This is a genomic window from Streptomyces sp. NRRL B-24085 (assembly GCF_001282115.1).
GTDB lineage: Bacteria > Actinomycetota > Actinomycetes > Streptomycetales > Streptomycetaceae > Streptomyces.
This window is the reverse complement of record NZ_LJBR01000193.1, coordinates 1-17755: the sequence shown is the minus strand read 5'-3', so window position 1 is coordinate 17755 and position 17755 is coordinate 1. Positions and strand designations below refer to the sequence as shown.

Here is a 17755-nt window from a genome sequence, read left to right as displayed (position 1 = left end):
CCCCTGTCCCGTACGACCCTCCCCCGCATCGCCGCCCCGCACCTGGCGGACCTCTCGGCACGGGTGGGGGAGTCGACGGCCCTGGCGATCCTGGTGCCGTCGGGGCCGGACTCCGCCCCGGAGATCCAGTACACGGCGCGGGCCGTGTCCCCGCGGATCATGGGCGTCGACATCAGGGTGGGCACCCGGCTGCCGGCGGCGGCGACCTCGCTGGGCCGGGTGCTGCTCCCGGACGCCCCGGACCACGCCCTGCTCGACGAGGACTGGGAGGACGGGCTGCGCACGATCGCCGTCCCCCTCCACGACCGCACGGGCCGGGTCGTCGCCGCCGTGAACGTGGCCCTGCACGCGGCGGGCCGCACGGTGCAGGAGTGCGTCGAGGAACTCCTCCCCGAACTCCGGCTCACGGCGACCCGCATCGAGGACGAGCTGCACGCGGCGGGCCGCTTCACTCAGGTCCCCCTGTCCTGACGACGGGGAACCCTCACGCCGTCCCCCAACAGATCCGGTACGCTGACGCCAGTGACCTTCACGGCCACCGTCCGCCTTCGTAGCTCAGGGGATAGAGCACCGCTCTCCTAAAGCGGGTGTCGCAGGTTCGAATCCTGCCGGGGGCACAGCCAGAAGGGCCAGCTCAGGAGGGGTTTCCTCCCAGGCTGGCCCCTCGTCATGTCGGGGGTCGTGCCACAAGCGTGCCAGTACGCACCAATGAGTCGGAAGCATCCGCAGCCGACAAGCCGGGCCCAGATGAGCATGATCGCTGCGTGAGTGACCGCCGCTCACGAACACCGCGAAATGCGGAAGATCGTACGACGAGGCGAAGTTGTTCAACCAGTGATGGCAGCCCGGCTCAGCCCCTGGAGCACGTCCTCAGGAGACAACTGTGAGTCTCGCAACGTCTCGTATCCGGCAACGACCTCATCCGGGTTCAAGCCGGCCTCTTGCGCCTTGCTACGCAGGTCAGCAAGGCCAGTGGCATCCCTAAGCGCCTGCTTCGCGGCCTCGGCGTCCTGATGCTGCAGCCGCTTGGCCGCTTCCTGCTGACCACGCCTCCACAGGTACCACCCTCCGCCGGCTCCACCTGCAAAGAGGGCACCAGCGGCGGCGAAGAAGAGAATGGGCATCTCCGGTCCTTTCATTGCCGCTCATAGGCTGCCATCTCCGTGCCGCCATCGCGGGCGAATCGGAGGAAACAGGCGACCCGTGGCTTCGATGCCACGCAGGTTCGAATCCGGCCGGGACGTAGAGAGAAGGACCAGCCCAGGAGGGGTTTCCTCCCGGGGTGGCCCTTCGGCGTTTCAGGGCGGGCCACTACGGGCCTGCAGGGTCCTCGCCGGAGGCGTCGGAGGTCGCTCCCCCACTACCCCGGATCATGGCCCCAAGGCAGTCCGCGATGGCCCGGTCGCGGTCGCTGGTCATGTGCTGATAGATCAGCGCGGCCCGGGAGCTGCTGTGCCCCATCCGCGTCATCAGCTCCCGCGTGCTGGCCCCTGCCGTGGAGGCCAACGTGTTGCCCGTGTGCCGCAGGTCGTGAAAGTGCAGTTCGGCCGTGACGCCAGCTGCCTTCCGGGCCTTGACCCAGTCATCGCGGAAGTTGCTGCGACGCAACTGCCCGCCCTGGGGTCCGACGAAGACGTGCGCCTCACGGCCGGGGGCGGCGAAGTGCTCCAGGTGGTGCGTGACCGCGTCGAGGAGTTCGGCCGGGAAGGAGACCGAGCGCACCCCGGCCGCGGACTTCGGCGCCTTGTCGAAGAGCCGACCGTCCTGCAACTCGGCCTGAGCACGGCGCACGGTGACGGTCAGCCCCTCCAGATCGATGTCCCGGCGCCGCAGGGCCGCCAGCTCCCCGAACCGCAGAGTGGTGAAGGCCGCCAGGAGCACGAGCAGCCGATAACGCGGCGCCATCGAGTCGGCCACGGCGAAGACCTAGGCCACCGTGAGGACAGGCCGTTCGGGCACGTCGTAGCGGTCCGCACCTTTGATGCGGCAAGGGTTGCGCCGGATCAGCTCGTCATCCACGGCGGTGTTCATCAGGGCGCGCAGCAGTTGGTACGCCTTGACCACCGTCGGCTCTCCGAGGCCGGCCGCGAGGAGCTTGCCGCGCCAGCTGCGCACCCGGGCCGTTGTCACATCGGCCACGCTCCCGGCTCCGAATGTGGGCAGGATGTGCAACCGCATCACCGACTCGTTCCGCTCACGGGTCCGGTCAGCGAGCTTCCGGTCCCGCAGCCACGCGGTGGCGTACTCCTTGAAGTTCACTGCCCCGGCGTCCGGGTCCGACCACTGCCCGCGCGTGATGTCCGACTCGATGTGTGTCAGCGCGACTTGGGCGTCTGTCTTGGTCGGGTAGGTCTTCTCCGCCGGGCGCAGTTGCCCCGTCTCCGGGTCCCGGTAGCGGACCTGCCAACGTCCTGACGGAAGCTGCCGGACCGAGCCGAAGTCCCGTCGCCTTCCCTTCTTGTTGGCCATCAGGCAGCCCTCCGCAGGGAGCTGCGCTGGTGGCCGATCGGCTGCACTGTATGGGCGTCGATGAAGTCGTTCAGTCGCTCTCCGGGATACGAACGTGTCGGCCGACCTTGACGAACACGATGCGCCGCTCGGCGATCAGGCGGCGCGGAAAGCGCTCTGTGGTGCCGAGGAGTTCGGCAACCTGCGACACGGTCAGGTAGCGGTCAGCCATGAGTGGGCTCTCCTTCCGTTCCGGGAGCGGGATCGATGGTTTCGGCGAGCCAGGCTTCGGCGTCGGTGAGGCCAGTGCCGGCGTAGATCCAGTGCGTGAGGACGAGGGTCGTGTCCGGGTCGGTCTCAGCCGCCTCCAGGGCTTGTGCGCGGCGCCATTCGGCGCGGGCGTGGCGGAGGGCGCCGAGAGTGGTGGAGTAGCGGCGGGACTTGGTGGAGAAGTGGCCGCGGAAGCCGAGCATGTGGGCCCAGGCGCGCAGGCGGAGGTGTTCGAGGTCCTTGCGTGCGCCGAGGGTCCAGGCGGTGCGGATGAGTCGGCGGGCGTGGTCGGTGATGTCGAGCTGGGCGAGTTCGGCGAGGAACTTCAGCGGCCGGTCCAGAGCTCCCGTCGCAGTCTCGGCACCCTTGGTGGCGTACTTGGCGATGTACGCGGCGACGGCCCGCTCGGTCAGCTCCTGGCCGCCGTCGAAGTCGGCCGAGCGGATGATGCGCACGTCGAGCTGACGGCCGAAGGCGAAGGCATGCGCCCGCCCGTCGATGACCGGGCCGTCCACGCGAGCGGCGGCGGTGGCCTGGATGGCGTCAGTCAGCAGATCGGCGGTGGCCCAGGCAGGTGGTGGGGTGTCGCCGCCCTTGGGGCCGTCGATGCGGATCACGGCATGGAAGTGGACGGCCCCGCGCTTCTGGTACTCGGCGACCTTGGCGAAAGACACCCGGGCGTACTCGCGGAAGGCCCGCTGAGTCAGTCCGGCACGCTTGGCGACCTCCCGGCGCAGATAGGTCGAGAAACGCCGCCACAGCGGACCGGCGTGCGCGTTCCAGAGCACGGCCGCTTCGTAGTCGTAGGTGTCCGGGTCGAGCGGGGTGCCGAGTGCGGGATCGTCCTGATCGTGGAGCGTGCCGCAGCGGCAGCGGCAGCGGCGGACCGAACCGGCCGCTCCGGTGGGGCGGTTGTGAACCGGGCCGAAGCTCGGCGCTGTGAAGGTGGCGAAGACGCGCGGGTGGGCGGCGACGCGTTCGGGGACGCCCTTGCCGCCGCGCAGTCCGGAGGTGATCAGGTGGAAGGTGTCGCGGCGATAGACCTCCGCGCAGGCCGCGCAGCGGATGGTGCGGCGGTTGTTGCAGCGGACCAGGAGGTGCCCGGCCGGGAGGCTGGAGGAGTCGAGGTGGTGGAGGACGTTGCCGATTTCGCCGGTGCGGGTGTTCGGGTCGTACTCGGTGCGGTGGCCGTCGAGGCGGATCGGGTGGGTGCAGCCACCGAGGCCGGCGAGCTGGCGCAGGAGTGAGGGCATGGTGCCCAGGGCGGCCAATTCGCCGAGTTCGTGGAGCGGGGGCGGAGTGGCGCGGGTGATGATGTCTTCTCCTTCTGGTTTCGGCTGGAGGGAGAGAGCCCCCGGGGCGGCGGATGCTTGGCGGTATCGAGGCCGCCCCGGGAGTCCGGTGTGTCAGCGGCGGTGCTGGTCGCGGAGCACCGAGCGCAGGACCACGGCGGCGACGGCCACGGAGACGGCCGTGACGGCGACGGCGGCCAGGAGCGCGGTCAGCACGATGCCGCCGACGAGAACGGCCGCGACCGCTCCCGTGCTGACGGAGATCTGAGTAAGTCACCAGACCGGAACCGCCGCCACTACGAGCATCGTTCGACGCGTACTCGGCCTCCCAAGCAGACCGATGGGTGGCCATCACACTCCGCACCATCTCACCGGCACTCGACGCAGACGCCTCGGATGAAGCGTGGGCATGGCTATACGAGGACCGCGCCCAGACGAGAAGGGCTCTCCTGCGCTTCGAACCGTGCACGGTGACCATCAAGCACGCCCAAGTCCGCATCACATGGACCATCAGGCCAGTGATCTACTTGCCCCTCGCCCACCGGCAGACCGCTGAACTCCCAGTCTGCACTTATGCCTTCAGACCTCAGCCGACCGACTGAGTTACCACTTTCTCTACTGGTTCAAGGCGGCTCGCTCTGCTCCCCGCGCGCGGCCCGGCCCTCGGCCGGGCCTGCTCCTGCCTCCGTCCCGCTCCAGCCCGGCCGGCATCCGTGCCGCGCACAGCAATCAGCCACCTGACGTCAAAGGGGTACGTCGTGGCTGGGGCGGTCGGCTCCACGGCTTGACGGAGCCACTTTGGCGCGAGCCTCGAAGATCATGGCCCCGACGTCATGCTTTACCAGGCAGATCCACAGACTGCCCGACGCGCCGCAAGCTTACGAGGCCATGATCAGTCGCGCCAAAGCAGCGCCACCCCAAAGCCGCTCCGCCAACCTGATCGTGCCGCCGGACGAGGTGATTCAGTGTCCCAACCGGCGCCAGCCACGCGGGCTGGCCTGAAACGACCTACTGTAACGGCGGAGAAGATCGCGCAAATACCCGTTTTGAGTGCGAGGTTCGGCTCTGGTTGACTGAATACACCGACACCGAATGCGTGATGTGAGCGGGGCAAGAAGTGGAACCTGTTGAATCTGAAGATCACGACGTGCATCCCGTTGACAGCACGTCACGTGACCAGTCTTCCGCGCCGGGCCTCACCCCGTACCAGCATGACTCGGCTGTCGTACCGGCCTTGGCTCAGCTTGCTGACGTGGCTTGCGAAGGAGCCGAGGACTTTCTCGAGGTGGGTGTCAACGTACAGGAGCTCGCTGCAAAGCCGACGCCGCCCCTCGATCCCGCTGCGGTGCGCGAACTGGTGACGACTTTCGCGTATCACCTTTCGGTGATGCCGCTCGGATCAGCTCAGCCCGGCGCATCCCTCGCTCCGCTCGATGGACCAGCTATTCCTAGAGCACTGAACGATTCCGACGATGAAGTTCGTGCTCTGTGGCGGGAGCTAGCGGATAGCGTAACGCATCCTGCGGCACGGGCGCGCTGCGCTGATATTCTCTTCACCCTCCGCCTTGCTAATCCTCGTGATGCGGCTGAGCAGGCCGCTCATGGTTATCTTGACTTGGTCGGCGGAGACTTCCGAATGACCGAGCAGAGTCATGCGTTGCTTCGCGCCTGGACACTGGCCCGCTCTGTCAAGCTCATGCCACTAATGCAACAAGTGGCCTCCGTCATGTTCGACACAGCACAGGACGCATTGACGCGCCAAGACGCCCCCCATGTCTTTGTGAACCTGCTGGACGCGCTTACGGCACCGCAGCGGAAAAAGAATGCCCTGCCAGTGGATTCGAGGGTGGACGATCTGCTCGATCGGGCATTGTCGACGTACACCGATACGCATATCGTCGCCCAGGTTGCGAGACTGATGCGCCGACGAGCTGTGGGCGACGACTCGCGCATTCGGAAAGCTAGTGAAGCAGAAGTAACGGCCTATCTGAACGACGCTGATCGAGCAACCGATGGGATTGTTATCCGGGCCCACCTGAACAATGCAGCTTCAAGGGCGCGTCAACTAAACATGCCGGAGCTGGAGAAGGTTGCAGTCTCCCGTCTACAATCGGCGCCATCTGTGGAATGGAAGACTATAGAGGCTAAGATCAAAATTCCGAATACCCTGTTCCGCAGCTATCTGCGTCCGTTCGAGCGTGCGGACACATGGCTTGCTGCTCTGGGGTACTGGTTTCATACTGATTCACCCAGCGGCACGCTCGCGGTTAACGAACGCACGGCACGTGAAGTTTTCAATCAGTCTGTGTTTAGCCGACTGGCTACGACTGTCATGTTCGGCGACAACGACCTACCGAAGCGGGTTCTTGGCGACGATGATGACGGCGTCCGGCGGGAGCTCATCCGTGTTGAGACCATGAACATTCACTTGCACGGGATCGTTCTGGCGGATGCTCTGGATCTCATCAAGACCCGCTTTGGCATTCCATCGTTCGAGGACCTGAATGTGTCGCTGGTTGAGTCAGGGGTCCATCCGGACTTTGCATACGCCCTGGCAAAGGCTTTTATCCTCTACTGGGTTGGTGAGTTTGAAGCCAGTGCTCACCTGGCAGTCCCCAAGGTCGAAGCGGCAGCTCGCGCGCTTCTGCTAGAGCTCAACGAACCCCTGTACCGAACGGCAGTCGGCGATGGGAGCGGCCAGTTTCCTGGGTTGGGAGTTCTCCTCTACCCGTTGACAGAGAACGACTTCGATCCGGACTGGAGCCGGTTCCTCGAAACATTCCTGCTTGGAGAGGGAATGAACGTCCGCAACCTCATCGCCCACGGCTTCATGAAAGAAGTAGGTCGTGAGAGGGCGGCCCTCGGTCTGCGAGCACTCGCGCTATTGGCTCTGATCACTTCTGCCGATTCTGTAGATCGTGATCAGGAATCCGTACATGCGGCCCTAGCCAATCCGCGCGGCGCCCCCTCGCGTTCATGGAGGCAACGGGCCGTAAATGCTGTAAGAGCTGCATGGATCGAGCTTCGTAGGTAACTGAGTGGTCTGCGCCCTAGGACGGCCGAGGCCCTCCCCCAGAGCTGAACTTGTCTAGTGTCCAACTGCGTGACAACGCCAGCAGACGGCGGCGAACAACCGCGAACGCGTGCGGACCATCAGCGCAGATGAGTGGCACACCAACCCAAGGAACTGCCCTCACCCAAGTTGCTCTGGGACGAAGAGGTCCTCGCCCAAGGTCTCACCGCCACGATCCCGTCGGCGCAGCTTGCTCTGGTCGGCGACATCACAGCGTGGCTGAGGCCGGTGGGGGGGTGCAGCGAGACATACGCGTGCGTAGTCGGTCGGCGCACCCGCCGTCGTGGCTGACTGTCGTCGGCTGAGGTTCAGGCAGGGCATGTCGAAGGTGCCGCCGACAGTCGATCGGATCAAAATTGGGCCGTCTCTGGGCCGTCCGAGGTTGCTCAACAGCGGCGACGTGTACTCATTTTAGCTTCCGCGCTTTACGTTGAAGATGTTGGCATCTAGGTTGCGCTTTGCCAGCGTCATAAGCATGTCCGCTCGACTGTAAGCAATCCCCGCCATGAGAATGATGCGAGTGTGCTCGTCTAGTGCCCGTAGAAGTTCGTCAGGATAACCTGAAGCCTTAGGGAGATCCCACGCGCCTTTCAGGAGGGAGCCGAGGTCACTCTCTTTTACGCGCAACAAGGTGTGAACGTCCCATTTTGGAAGCTGGTTAAGCGCTGCTCGCGAGGGGCGGTTGTTCACTGCAAGCCGACTGCCAGCTAGTTCGAGGGCGCGAAGCACGGCCACCTCTGAAAGAGAGGTGAAGAGAAGATCCTGATTCGTATCCATATTCTCGCTTCGTAACATGCATGCTCCTTGTGACCCAGCGCTCTGGCTACACCTCAACGCCCAGGATGTTAGCGCGTCAATCTTCTTCGTCCGACTTGGTTTCGCCAAATTCAGCACAGTCCACGGCTGTCCAGAGCGGACCGGAAGCCTCGACCGGTAGTTGTCCTCCTAGGGCCACACCACGACAGGCCCGCACCGTAACCGCACCAGATCGAGCGGGGAACAACGGGGAATCATGGTGAAAGCAGCCGCGCGCCGAGCCGCAGAACCAGCCGTTCGAGCAGGTCAGCTCCTACAGTGGGCCTTCAATACTCGCAGCTTCCCAAGCCGGGAGTACTCGTCGCGTTGAAGGCGCCCTTGCCCCTGAGGCGAGAACGTCTTGAGCCTCACTCGGCGTTTGAAGCTCACGCAGACCGCCAAGATGGGAGACATGGGGAGCTGGGGGGACCTAGCGGGGCAGACAGCCAGTGCGCTCATAGGGACGTTGGCCGGCGGAGGCATCGCGGTGTACGTGGCGCGGTGGCAAACCGCGAGGACTGTCGCATCACAACTTCAGCTCGCGGCAGCCCAAGAAGCTGCCAACAGCGCGTTAGCACGTCGGCAATGGGTGCAGCAGCGCTCCGCAGAGGCTGCACAGCGGCTCCTGGAACGCCTCGCCGAGCTTCACGCGTGGCTGCCGTCGCTGCCGGACCTTGGGCAAGACGCGCCGCGGTTGAGCCCGCAGGCTCGTGAGCGATGTGCAGTAGCCGTCGAGTCGGTCCGACGGGGCATGCAAACCGACCTTCTCTCCATAGGAAACGACCGTGTCCGTGCCCGATACAGGACACTCGTGCGATTGTGCTTCGATGTCGGGTACCGAGGCATCGGTCAGAGCCATCGCGAGCGCCAGATTCGCGACGTTCAAGCATACCTGCGCTATGTCCAGTTCACGCTTGAGGCCGTGATCGACGCTAGTCCCTTGCCTGACGACTATGTGGCGCCGGTGCTTGAGCGCAGTGACGGCACTCCCTGGCTGCCTCCGGTCCTGCCCTGGCACTGGCAGGACCCAGCCGACGGCAGCTGAAGAAAAACTTTGAAGGCTTCACGCTGTTCCGCTGACATCCAACGCTGACATCAACGCCTTCGGACGGCGACAACACACAGCGGCCAGTCGTAGCACCGGTACATGAGACAGACCCCAACCAGGCCGAAGGCGGATCGAACTCCTAAAGCGGGTGTCGCAGGTTCGAATCATGGCCGGGGGCACAGACCGAAGGGCCAGCTCAGGAGGGTTTCCTCCGTAGCTGGCCCTTGGGCGTTTCAGGCGTTGTGGCGCATCCGTGCCGCTGCGAGCCCGCTGGTCGTGTGCTGGTGGGTCAGCGCGGCTCGGTCAGGAGGTAGGCCTTCAGGATCGTCACCGTGTAGGTGTTGCCGGTGGTGTCGGTCAGGGTGGATCTCAGGGAGACCGAGCGGGCGTTTGCCGGGTGGGGGAGGGTGAGGGTTCTTTTGCCGTGGGTGGTGGTCACCGGGGCGGGGGACCAGGTCTTGCCGGCGTCGTAGGAGACCTTCACCGTCAGGGATTTCAGGTGGGTGGCCGCTGGGCCCTGGAGGGAGAGGGGGATCCTGGTGCGGCGGCCTGCGGGGGCCGTGCCGGTCGGGGTCAGCTTCGGGTGGAAGCGGACCGTGGAGAGGGGCAGGGAGCCGGAGTCGGACGGGCTGGACGTGAAGGTCCAGGACGCTGTCAGGCGGCTCGTGGTCGTGGCCACGCCTGGTGGGCGGGTCAGGTTCGTTCGGATCGTGTAGCGGGCCGGGACGGACGGGAGCTTCTCCACGGTCTGGCAGAGGTCGCCGTCGTTGTCGAGGAGGGTGTTGCCGTCCGCGGTGACCGTGGTGTGGCGTTTCGCGGTGGAGGAGGTGGGGTGTCCGCTCCCGTCGGCTAGGTCGGGGACGCACAGGTCGAGGGTGTCGCCGTCGCGCCGCGCGCCGTACGGGCCGCCGGTGATCGGGCTGAAGACGCCGACGTTGTACGTGTCCGTGTAGGTCCGGCCCGACCGGTACGACCTCGCGCTCTCCGTGCCGTAGAAGACGTCGTCGTCTCCGGAGGCGTTTCGCTGGCCCAGGTTGGCCGTCCACTTGAAGCCCTTGGGCGTGGTGACGTAGATCTTCGCGGTCGTCGGCAGCGGGAAGGGGGCGCTCACCGTGCCCAGCGACAGGGTGGGGCTGCTCCACAGGACGTTGACGATGCCCTTGCGGTGGGCGGCGGACGATCCGAAGTTGCGCTTCAGCAGGGCCAGTTCGTTCATGTGCGTGGTGTGCCGGTAGCCGGTGGGGAAGCGGTCGGGCAGGTTGTGGAGCAGGTGGTAGGTGGTGCTGCCCTTCTGCCACAGGCCGCCGAGCTGCGTGCTGAGCCTCCCGGCCGGGGCGGCCGGACCCAGGGTCGCGGTGCGCAGGTTCTTGAACGTGCCCCAGAACAGGGTGCTGTTGTGCGCATCGCCCCCGCGGTACCCGGTGCCCACGGCCAAGTTGAGCTGGCCGTCGGACATCTTCGCGCCCTGCGGCGCGGTGATCCCTACCGGCTTCGCCTTGCGCGCGTCGAACACGACCGTGCTGTCCCCGGTGAGGGAGAGCCGGGGCCGGACCAGCGCGGAGGTGCCCCCGGGGTCGTCCAGCACGGTGTCCACGACGTACTCGCCGCGCGGGACCCGCACCCGGTACACGCCCTTGGAGATCTGCTCGGAGTCCTTGAGGTTCGTGGTCCAGTACGTGCCCGAGTACCCGAGGATCTCGGTCAGTGGAGCGGTCACCGGACGGCCGCCGCGGTCGAGGAACTTCAGGGTGAGGTCGTACGACTCGGCCTCGCGTACGACGCCGAAGGCGGTCCGTACGGCCACGGGGTCGGCGCCGTTCCGCGCAGTGGCGACCAGCGTGCCTGAGTAGGCGCCGTCCGCCGCCTCGACGCGGGTGTCCGCGGTGAGGTCGACGCCGGCGGTGCCGCCCGCCGGGACGGTGAGCCGTGTGGTGCTCAGCGTGAACATGCCTTCGGGGGCCGTGCTGCCTCCGGGGCCGGTCGCGGTGGCCGTCAGGTCGAGGGTGACGGGCTGGTCGCCGTCGTTGCGGTAGGTGATGTGCTGGGTGACCGGCCGGTCGTCGGTGTGGGGCCACAGCTGCTTGCCGAAGGACACGGAGGTCTGTTCGCTCGCCACCGCTCCCTGAAGTGCCCGGGACACGTCGAGGCGGCCCGTCCCCTGCTGGTAGCCGGTCGCGCCGGTGGTCGGGGTGGTGGACGCGGTGAGCGCCTGCTTGATACGTGCGCCGGTCCAGTCGGGGTGCCGCTGGGCGAGGATCGCGGCCGCCCCCGCGGCATGCGGTGTCGCCATCGACGTACCGGACATGGAGACATAGCCGTCGGCCGCCGGGTCGCCCAGGTGGCCGTGCGCCGCCTTCGCGGAGACGATGTCCACGCCGGGCGCCGTGAGGTCCGGTTTCAGCGCGCTGTCGGCGGTCGGGCCGGTGCTGGAGAAGTCGGCGAGCCGGTCTTCGCCGTCGACGGCGCCCACGGTGAGCGCCGACTCCGCGGCCCCCGGGGAGTCGACGGTTCCCGCGTCGGGACCCTCGTTGCCGGCCGCGGCGACGGTGAGCATGCCGGTGCTCTTCGAGAGGGCGTTCACCGCCGCCTCGACCGGGTCCTCCCCCGGGGTGTCCTCCTGGCCCAGGCTGAGGTTGGCCACCTTGGCGCCCTGCCCTGCGGCCCATTCCAGGCCGGCGATGACGGACGAGTCGGTGCCCTCGCCGTCGTCGTTCAGCACCTTCGCGTTGAGGATCTTCGCGCTGGGTGCGACTCCCTTGTAGCGCCCGCCGGAGCGGGCTCCCGAGCCCGCCACCGTGGCCGCGACATGCGTGCCGTGGCCGACCTTGTCGTCGGTGCTGCCGGTGCCGCTGAAGTCCTTCGCTGCCGTCACCGCCGAGGCGAGGTCCGGGTGTGTGGTGTCGATGCCGGTGTCCAGGACGGCGACCTTGACGCCCTTGCCGTCGTATCCGGCCGCCCAGGCGGCCGGGGCGCCGATCTGTGCGACGCCTCCGCCCAACTCCCGCGCGTTCGCGCCGTCTTCGTCCGCCGGCGCCTTGAACCGGCCGTCCAGCCAGACCCGCGCGACTCCCTGCTCCGCGGTGAGGGTCTGCCACATGTCGTCGGCTCCGGCCTTGGGTACGGTGATCGCGGCGCCCGCCACGCTGGGCAGCTCCCGGCGCACAGTGGCGTCCGCGTCCGCGACCAGTGACTTCTGAGTGCTCCGGCGCTGGGCGGACTTGCCCTCGTACGACACGATCAGCGGGAGCGTGCGGCGCCGGGTGTCGTCGTAGCCTGCGCGTATCAGGCCGCTGACGTCGAACAGCCGTATGTCCAGGACGCCTTGGCCGATCAGGGCGGCGGCGTCGGCGGGAACGACGTACTGATCGCCCCCGACGCCGCGCACGGACACCGGGACGTGCTCACGGCCCGGGGCCCGGCGTACGCCCGTGACCCGGCCCCGGGCGTCCAGCCGGACCCGGTCGCCGGTGAGGAGGGTGACGTACCGGCCGGCCGCGGAGGCGGGGCCGGCGGTCCGCGCGCCGGGGGCGGGGCTGCCGGGCGCCGCGACGGTGGCGGTGGCCTGCGTCCGTACGCCGAGGCCGGAGCCCGTGGCCGCCACCGAGACGCCCGTCATCAGCCCCGCCACCAGCAGGGCGGCCAGCGAGGCGCTCGTGGTTCTGTCGCGCATTCAGCTCGCCTGCCCAGGGAGCTGCTTGTTGGCGTCGACGACCGCGCGCTCGGTGATCGCGCTGGTGTGCGTGACGGTACCGACCTTGAGGGGACTGTCCGCCATGGCCTTGACCACCACGGTGCGCTCGCCGAGGAACCGCAGCGTCTTCTTGTCGAAGATCCACTCGGTGCGCCAGCCGTCGGTGTCGTTCTGCCGCGCGATCGCGACCCCGTGCCGGCCCGTGGCGTCGACCGCGTCATCCACCGAGACGACGCCGGGGATCTTGGCCGCGGCCTTGTAGAGGGCGGCGCCGACCTCGGCGGGCGGGTAGCTCTCGAACAGCAGACCTCCGATCGCGACGAAGGCGGCCTGGTCGCGCGGGACTTCGGGGTCCCGGACGGCGTCCGACTCGCGGTAGATCCGCTGGAGCAGCGCGTCGGGGTCGGTCGGCAGCGCGGCCAGGGCGTTGTAGGCGCCGGTGTACGGGGTGTCGCCCTTCAGGGTGATGCCCTTGTCGCCCGTCTTGCCGGCCTCGATCAGCCAACCGTCCCTGCCGTCGAGGGAGTTCCAGACCTGGCGGGAGTGCAGCTCGTCGCTGACCACCTCGCTCTTGTCGCCGACGGTCTTGACGTAGGTGTCGGCCACCTTCGAGGCGATGTAGATGTACTGGCCCTTGTGCGGGGTGGGCGCGGAGGTGTCGGCGGCGGCCAGGGAGATGCGTTCGAGGAGCCGGGGGGCGCCCTTGGCGTCGGCGACGCCGATGCTGGTGGTCAGTGCGGGGCCGGTGGCCAGGGCGGTCGTGTCGTCCTGGGTTCCGCCGTCGGTGAGGGCGAGGCCGCCCACGACCGCGCCGGCCAGGGCGAAGGCCGCAGCGGGCAGGAGGATCGTACGGCGCAGGAACGGGTTGGCGCGCTTCACGGGCGCGACCGGGGAGGTGGCGGACGTACGGGAGGCAGTGCGGAGGTCTTCGTGGATCCGGGCCATCATCTGCTCCTTGTGGAACTGGTGGCGGCCCGCCGGCAGATCCCGCTCGGCGGAGGGCAGCAGACTCTGCGTCTCCGTCCACTCGGCCGGGTGGGGCCGGTGGGAGGGGCTGGCGTTCATCGGTTTCCTTCCTGTGCGGACCGGACCGCGTATCCGCGATCACCTGTTATCTGCCGGTTCGTGCGGGTGGGTTCCCTTTTCTCTCCGAGCAGTTGCGCGTCGGTGAGCTTGCGCAGCCGGGCGCGGGCACGGGAGAGACGGGAGCGGACGGTGCCGACCGGGATGCCGAGGGCGCGGGCCGCCTCGGCGTACTCCATCCCCTCCCACAGGCACAGCGTCAGGACCTCGCGCTCGGGGCGCTTGAGCAGACTGAGGGCGGCGAGCGTGGCGTTGATACGGCGCTGGTCGTCCAGGCGTCCGTCGGTCTCCTCGGCGTGGTCCTCGACCCGTTCCCCGGCGGCATTCGCGGCCGCCGCGGCGCTCGCCGCGTTGCGGTAGCGGCGGTTGCTGCGGTGGTGGGAGCGGGCGACGTTGGTGGCGATGCCCAGCAGCCACGGCCGCAGCGAGCCGCCTTCGGCCTCGACCGAGGTCCGGCGCCGCCACGCCTCCATGAAGGTCGTCGACATCACGTCCTCGGCCAGCGACCAGTCGGCGGTCAGCCGGAAGGCGTGGTTGTACACCGAGCGGGCGCACTCGTCGAAGAGTTCCGCGAAGGCGTCCGGATCTCCGTTTCGCACCCGGGTTCGCATATCTGTGGTCACGTCTTGAACTGACGTACGGTGCGGGCGAGTTCCCGTGAGACACGTCACAGCCGTCGCACAGGTCACCCGGGCGGTGACCGCACGAGGACTCGGTGGCAGCAGCTCAGTCGCATACCGCTCAGGCCTCCCTTGCCCGACGATGCTCCGCCCTGTCCCGAGTGCGACAGCTCTGTTGCCGCGCGGCCTGGTGCTCGCCGGGCAGGAGGACGACGGCCCGCGGGGCGGGCGTTGGTCGAACTCCTCATGCGGTGGGCACCGCTACCTGCGGCGGCGGACGTACCAGAACACGGCCAGCACGATCAGGAGCGAGAGCACAAACGCCCAGACGGTCGTAGCCGTGTCGTAAGACGAGTACACGATGGCCAGCATGCTGGGACAGATGCCCCGCATGCGGCACCCCGCACCACAACCGCGCCGGATCAGGCCGGGAACAGGAGGAATCGCGGTGAAAGCGGCCGAAGCCGACGATGCCGACGCCCAGCCGTTCGGACAACCCGCAGGAGGCGCGGGCCGCGCTCGGGGCGGCCAGGGATGTCGTCGGGTTCGTCATGCCGACGACGATGCCTTCACCGTGCCCGCGGCGCGTCGGACCAGGATCTGAACCCCGGGATCAGACCTGGGTATGACCCGTCTCTCCGCCTGATCGGGCACCGGTTCAAGACCGCTGCCCGCGCGACTGACGCCTTGCTTGGAGGGCGCCCCTGCGGAACACATCCGGCAGGGCCGACATGGGCGGGACGAGATCGGCGTGCCGGACGGATGGTGGACAGTACGCTGAATCCAGCGGGACATGGCCCGTGGCACAGTGTCCGGGAGGTGCTGCATGACGTCCGAGATGGTGGCCCCGGCATGGATGCATGAGCAGATCACGGCGGAGGAGTACGACTCCTGGTCCGAGGAGCAGTGCGCCGGTCTCGAGGTCGTGGACGGGATGGTCGTCGTGAGGCCGAGCGCGTCCAAGCGGCACAGCCGGCTCGCTCGGATTCTGGCGAACGCCCTGGACGCTGCCGCGGGCCCGGAGTGGAACGCGGACACGGACTTTGACGTCCGGCTCCAGGACGTCCCGCTCACCAATCGCCGTCCGGACGTCGTCGTGTACCGAGCGGACACGATCGACATCACCCCCACCCGCCCTGAGCACGTACTGCTGGTCGCCGAGGTGGTGTCGCCCGGCTCGGAGACCACCGACCGGATCGTGAAGGGCGACCAGTACGCCAAGGCGGGCATCGCCTTCTACTGGCGTATCGAGCAGGCCGCGACAGGCGTTCCTCTCGTGTAGACCTACGTTCTCGGCCCCGCGACGAAGACCTACCGGGACGGAGACATGTTCACCGGCGTCCTCAAGGTCGCGGCCCCCTTCCCGGTGGAGATCGACTCGGCGCTCACCGGCAGGGGCAGGGGCCATGCCGGTCGTCATTCCGGCCGTTCGGGGGACGTGCGGGTGGTCTCGGGGACCTGGCCCGCCCTGCGGGGGCATCCCTTGCCGGGACGAAAGGGGACATGATGCCGCTCTATCTGTCGAGGTTCAGCTACACGCCGGAGACCTGGGCGGGGCTCATCGGCCACCCCGAGGACCGTGCAGCGGCCGCTCGGTCGTACATCGAGTCCGTCGGCGGCAGGCTCCACGGCTTCTGGTACGCGTTCGGCGCCCGCGACGGTTACAACCTCTGGGAGGCCCCCGACAACGTCTCCATGGCCGCGGTCGCCCTGGCGATCAGCGGCGGGGGCGCGCTCAGCTCGTTCGAGACGACCGTTCTCCTGACCGTCGACGAGACCATGGACGCCCTGCGCAGGGCCGGCCAAGTCCGGTACCGGGCTCCTGGCACGTAGCGGCCCGGACGCCGGCGCCTGTTGGGTCTGCCACGTCTCGTCGTCGGTGTGTTGTCAGCGGCGGATCCAGTGGGCGCCCTGCACGGCGTAGCCGGCGGCCATGAGCGCGAAGCCGACGAAGGTGAGCCAGAACCAGGACGCCGCGACTGCGAGACTCAGCACCAGGCCGCCGAACAGCAGCAGGGAGCCGATGACGTCCAGCAGGTCCAGGCGCGCCTTGGATCGGGCCGATGCGTCCGATCCGCGCAGTCGGCGGATGACGGGAACGAGGCCGAGGGCCTGCAGGACGGCCAGAGCGAGGGCGAGCCAGGCGAACCAGCCGGGTATGTCCACGAAGCGCACCGTACCGTGCCCCGCGCCCCCGGACTGCGCCGCCCCGACGCCGTTCAGGCGGAACGGTCGGCGACCTGTCCGACGACGGAGAAGCGCTGCCGACACTCCGGGCACGTCGCCTCACCGAAGGCATACGTCAGGGCGCGCGCGACCTCCTCGTGGCCGTCGGCCAGGGCAAGGTCGTGGAGGCGCCGGCCGAGGCCTTCGAGGGCGCGGGGATCGGCCGGACGGAGAGGGAAGGTCTCCACGTCGTCGGAGAGGGCGTAGTCCTCCGCCGTGCTGAAGAAGCCGCGCTCTCCGAGGACCACCCACAGCGAGGCGCACCCGTCGGGATCGGGGCACTCCAGCTCGTATTCCTCGCCGACCACGCCCCGGACCAGGTCCTCCGCCCAGTGGATGTCGCCTTCGAGGTTCAGGACCGTCTCAAGGAGGTGGCAGTAGTCGTTCCGGTCGGCGGTGATCTGTCGCCACCGGTTCGCGGCACCCAGCAGACGTGCGATCTCCGGCGCGTACCGGTCCCGGAGGTGCCGGGTCTCGTGGCGCTGGTCTGCCTGGACGAGCACGGCGCCGGCCAGGTGGAGGGCGGAGGCCGCCGTGTCGGCCCTGTCGGCCTCCGCCATGTCGGCCAGCGCGTGCAGGACCAGCGGGTCGGCGACGTCCAGAGTGCCGTTGTGGAAGAGCTCCGTCCACAGGTCGCTCCAGGCCTGGCCGTTCCCGGTGGCGGCGCGTTCCAGCAGGGCCTTCAGGCGGTCGGTGTCGGTGTCGTCTGCACGGGGCGCGGGAGAACTCGTCGTCATCCCCGGTATCCAAGCAGAGCGGGAGCCGGCCGCCGGTTGGGGTCAGTTGCTCAGGCCGGGCTCGTGGAGGGCGGCCGATGCCCTGGAGCGGATACGGCCGTACCGTCGCGGTCTTCCGGCCTTTCGCCGTCTCGGCTTCCGCATCCGCATCCGCATCCGCCGGACGGGTCTCGCGCACGGGCGCAGCCTGCCGCGCCTGCCGCCTCGGCCGCCGCGCCCTCCGGCCCGCGGCCACCCGCAGGACCACCACCGGGCTCACGCTCCACCCCCTGCGGCCCACGGACCGCCCCGCCCCTCAGCCTCCCGGAGTGCTGCTCGTCAGGATCAGCAGCCGCTGCGTGGCCCGCGTCATCGCCACGTACCGGTCCACCGCCCCCTGCACGCCCTCCCCGAAGTTCTGCGGGTCCACGAGGATCACCAGGTCGAATTCGAGGCCCTTCGAGAGAGCCGGGGGCAGGGAGCGGACCCGGGG

General features: G+C 68.2%; 13 protein-coding genes, 1 tRNA gene and 5 pseudogenes. 6 read left to right on the top strand and 13 right to left on the bottom strand.

What is annotated here, in order from left to right:
- Both AOJ26_RS21395 and AOJ26_RS21390 read left to right on the top strand, forming a co-directional pair.
- Positions 1–471: IclR family transcriptional regulator domain-containing protein (locus tag AOJ26_RS21395; RefSeq protein WP_324613994.1), on the top strand; the 471-nt coding region annotated here is incomplete at its 5' end.
- A 73-nt stretch (positions 472–544) separates the two neighbouring features.
- Positions 545–617: transfer RNA gene (locus AOJ26_RS21390), tRNA-Arg, on the top strand.
- A gap of 210 nt (positions 618–827) precedes the next feature.
- Here the strand turns inward: AOJ26_RS21390 and AOJ26_RS21385 are convergent.
- The 5 genes and pseudogenes from AOJ26_RS21385 to AOJ26_RS21360 all read right to left on the bottom strand — a co-directional run.
- Positions 828–1124, bottom strand: coding sequence for a hypothetical protein (locus AOJ26_RS21385; RefSeq protein WP_053849931.1), 297 nt, complete (start codon positions 1122–1124; stop codon positions 828–830).
- 187 nt (positions 1125–1311) lie between these two features.
- Positions 1312–2469, bottom strand: a pseudogene (locus AOJ26_RS45240) (tyrosine-type recombinase/integrase).
- Positions 2469–2680, bottom strand: a pseudogene (locus AOJ26_RS21370) (excisionase family DNA-binding protein). Before AOJ26_RS21370 ends, AOJ26_RS45240 begins: the two co-directional pseudogenes overlap by 1 nt.
- Positions 2673–3971 carry a replication initiator gene (locus tag AOJ26_RS21365; RefSeq protein WP_053849934.1) on the bottom strand — a complete coding sequence of 433 codons (1299 nt, stop codon included), beginning with the start codon at positions 3969–3971 and terminating at the stop codon, positions 2673–2675. Before AOJ26_RS21365 ends, AOJ26_RS21370 begins: the two are co-directional and overlap by 8 nt.
- Before the next feature lie 153 nt (positions 3972–4124).
- Positions 4125–4271: pseudogene (locus AOJ26_RS21360) on the bottom strand (SpdD protein); the annotation flags it as partial.
- A 26-nt stretch (positions 4272–4297) separates the two neighbouring features.
- Between AOJ26_RS21360 and AOJ26_RS44485 the strand changes: the two are divergent.
- Positions 4298–4612, top strand: a pseudogene (locus AOJ26_RS44485) (hypothetical protein); the annotation flags it as partial.
- Positions 4613–5127: 515 nt separating this feature from the next.
- The gene (locus AOJ26_RS43915; RefSeq protein WP_199828863.1) at positions 5128–7044 is read left to right on the top strand and encodes a DUF7380 domain-containing protein; all 1917 of its coding nucleotides are present in this window, start codon (positions 5128–5130) and stop codon (positions 7042–7044) included.
- 450 nt (positions 7045–7494) lie between these two features.
- On the opposite strand, the gene AOJ26_RS43535 is transcribed toward AOJ26_RS43915, so the two are convergent.
- The 5 genes from AOJ26_RS43535 to AOJ26_RS44955 form a co-directional block, all read right to left on the bottom strand.
- A complete protein-coding gene (locus AOJ26_RS43535; protein ID WP_143663639.1) occupies positions 7495–7878 on the bottom strand; it encodes a hypothetical protein in 384 nt (127 codons plus the stop codon).
- Between the two features lie 1337 nt (positions 7879–9215).
- Complete coding sequence (locus tag AOJ26_RS21350) at positions 9216–12596, bottom strand: S8 family peptidase (protein WP_053849928.1); 3381 nt, start codon at positions 12594–12596, stop codon at positions 9216–9218.
- A complete protein-coding gene (locus AOJ26_RS21345) occupies positions 12597–13682 on the bottom strand; it encodes a CU044_5270 family protein (protein ID WP_053849927.1) in 1086 nt (361 codons plus the stop codon).
- Complete coding sequence (locus AOJ26_RS21340) at positions 13679–14323, bottom strand: RNA polymerase sigma factor (RefSeq protein WP_053849926.1); 645 nt, start codon at positions 14321–14323, stop codon at positions 13679–13681. The genes AOJ26_RS21345 and AOJ26_RS21340 overlap by 4 nt, the downstream gene beginning before the upstream one ends.
- Positions 14324–14581: 258 nt before the next feature.
- Positions 14582–14713 carry a hypothetical protein gene (locus tag AOJ26_RS44955; RefSeq protein WP_256979574.1) on the bottom strand — a complete coding sequence of 44 codons (132 nt, stop codon included), beginning with the start codon at positions 14711–14713 and terminating at the stop codon, positions 14582–14584.
- A gap of 433 nt (positions 14714–15146) precedes the next feature.
- Between AOJ26_RS44955 and AOJ26_RS21335 the strand changes: the two are divergent.
- Together AOJ26_RS21335 and AOJ26_RS21330 are read left to right on the top strand one after the other, a co-directional pair.
- Positions 15147–15698: pseudogene (locus AOJ26_RS21335) on the top strand (Uma2 family endonuclease); the annotation flags it as partial.
- A 128-nt stretch (positions 15699–15826) separates the two neighbouring features.
- Complete coding sequence (locus tag AOJ26_RS21330) at positions 15827–16153, top strand: GYD domain-containing protein (protein WP_053849933.1); 327 nt, start codon at positions 15827–15829, stop codon at positions 16151–16153.
- Positions 16154–16207: 54 nt separating this feature from the next.
- Here AOJ26_RS21330 and AOJ26_RS21325 read toward each other — a convergent pair whose 3' ends face one another.
- From AOJ26_RS21325 to AOJ26_RS42930, 3 genes are all read right to left on the bottom strand, one after another.
- Complete coding sequence (locus tag AOJ26_RS21325; protein WP_053849932.1) at positions 16208–16486, bottom strand: hypothetical protein; 279 nt, start codon at positions 16484–16486, stop codon at positions 16208–16210.
- A gap of 53 nt (positions 16487–16539) precedes the next feature.
- On the bottom strand, positions 16540–17283 hold the full coding sequence (locus AOJ26_RS21320; RefSeq protein ID WP_053849925.1) for a hypothetical protein: 744 nt from the start codon (positions 17281–17283) through the stop codon (positions 16540–16542).
- Between the two features lie 295 nt (positions 17284–17578).
- Positions 17579–17755 (bottom strand): ATP-binding domain-containing protein (locus AOJ26_RS42930; protein ID WP_159044350.1); only part of this gene is annotated, 177 nt, incomplete at its 5' end.

Bases quoted from the DNA above. Each gene is read 5' to 3' on its own strand.
- AOJ26_RS21350 (WP_053849928.1), bottom strand. From the start codon at position 12,596: ATGCGCGACAGAACCACGAGCGCCTCGCTGGCCGCCCTGCTGGTGGCG.
- AOJ26_RS44955 (WP_256979574.1), bottom strand. From the start codon at position 14,713: ATGCGGGGCATCTGTCCCAGCATGCTGGCCATCGTGTACTCGTCTTAC.
- AOJ26_RS21385 (WP_053849931.1), bottom strand. From the start codon at position 1,124: ATGCCCATTCTCTTCTTCGCCGCCGCTGGTGCCCTCTTTGCAGGTGGA.
- AOJ26_RS43535 (WP_143663639.1), bottom strand. From the start codon at position 7,878: ATGTTACGAAGCGAGAATATGGATACGAATCAGGATCTTCTCTTCACC.
- AOJ26_RS21345 (WP_053849927.1), bottom strand. From the start codon at position 13,682: ATGAACGCCAGCCCCTCCCACCGGCCCCACCCGGCCGAGTGGACGGAG.
- AOJ26_RS21365 (WP_053849934.1), bottom strand. From the start codon at position 3,971: ATGCCCTCACTCCTGCGCCAGCTCGCCGGCCTCGGTGGCTGCACCCAC.
- AOJ26_RS21330 (WP_053849933.1), top strand. From the start codon at position 15,827: ATGCCGCTCTATCTGTCGAGGTTCAGCTACACGCCGGAGACCTGGGCG.
- AOJ26_RS21320 (WP_053849925.1), bottom strand. From the start codon at position 17,283: ATGACGACGAGTTCTCCCGCGCCCCGTGCAGACGACACCGACACCGAC.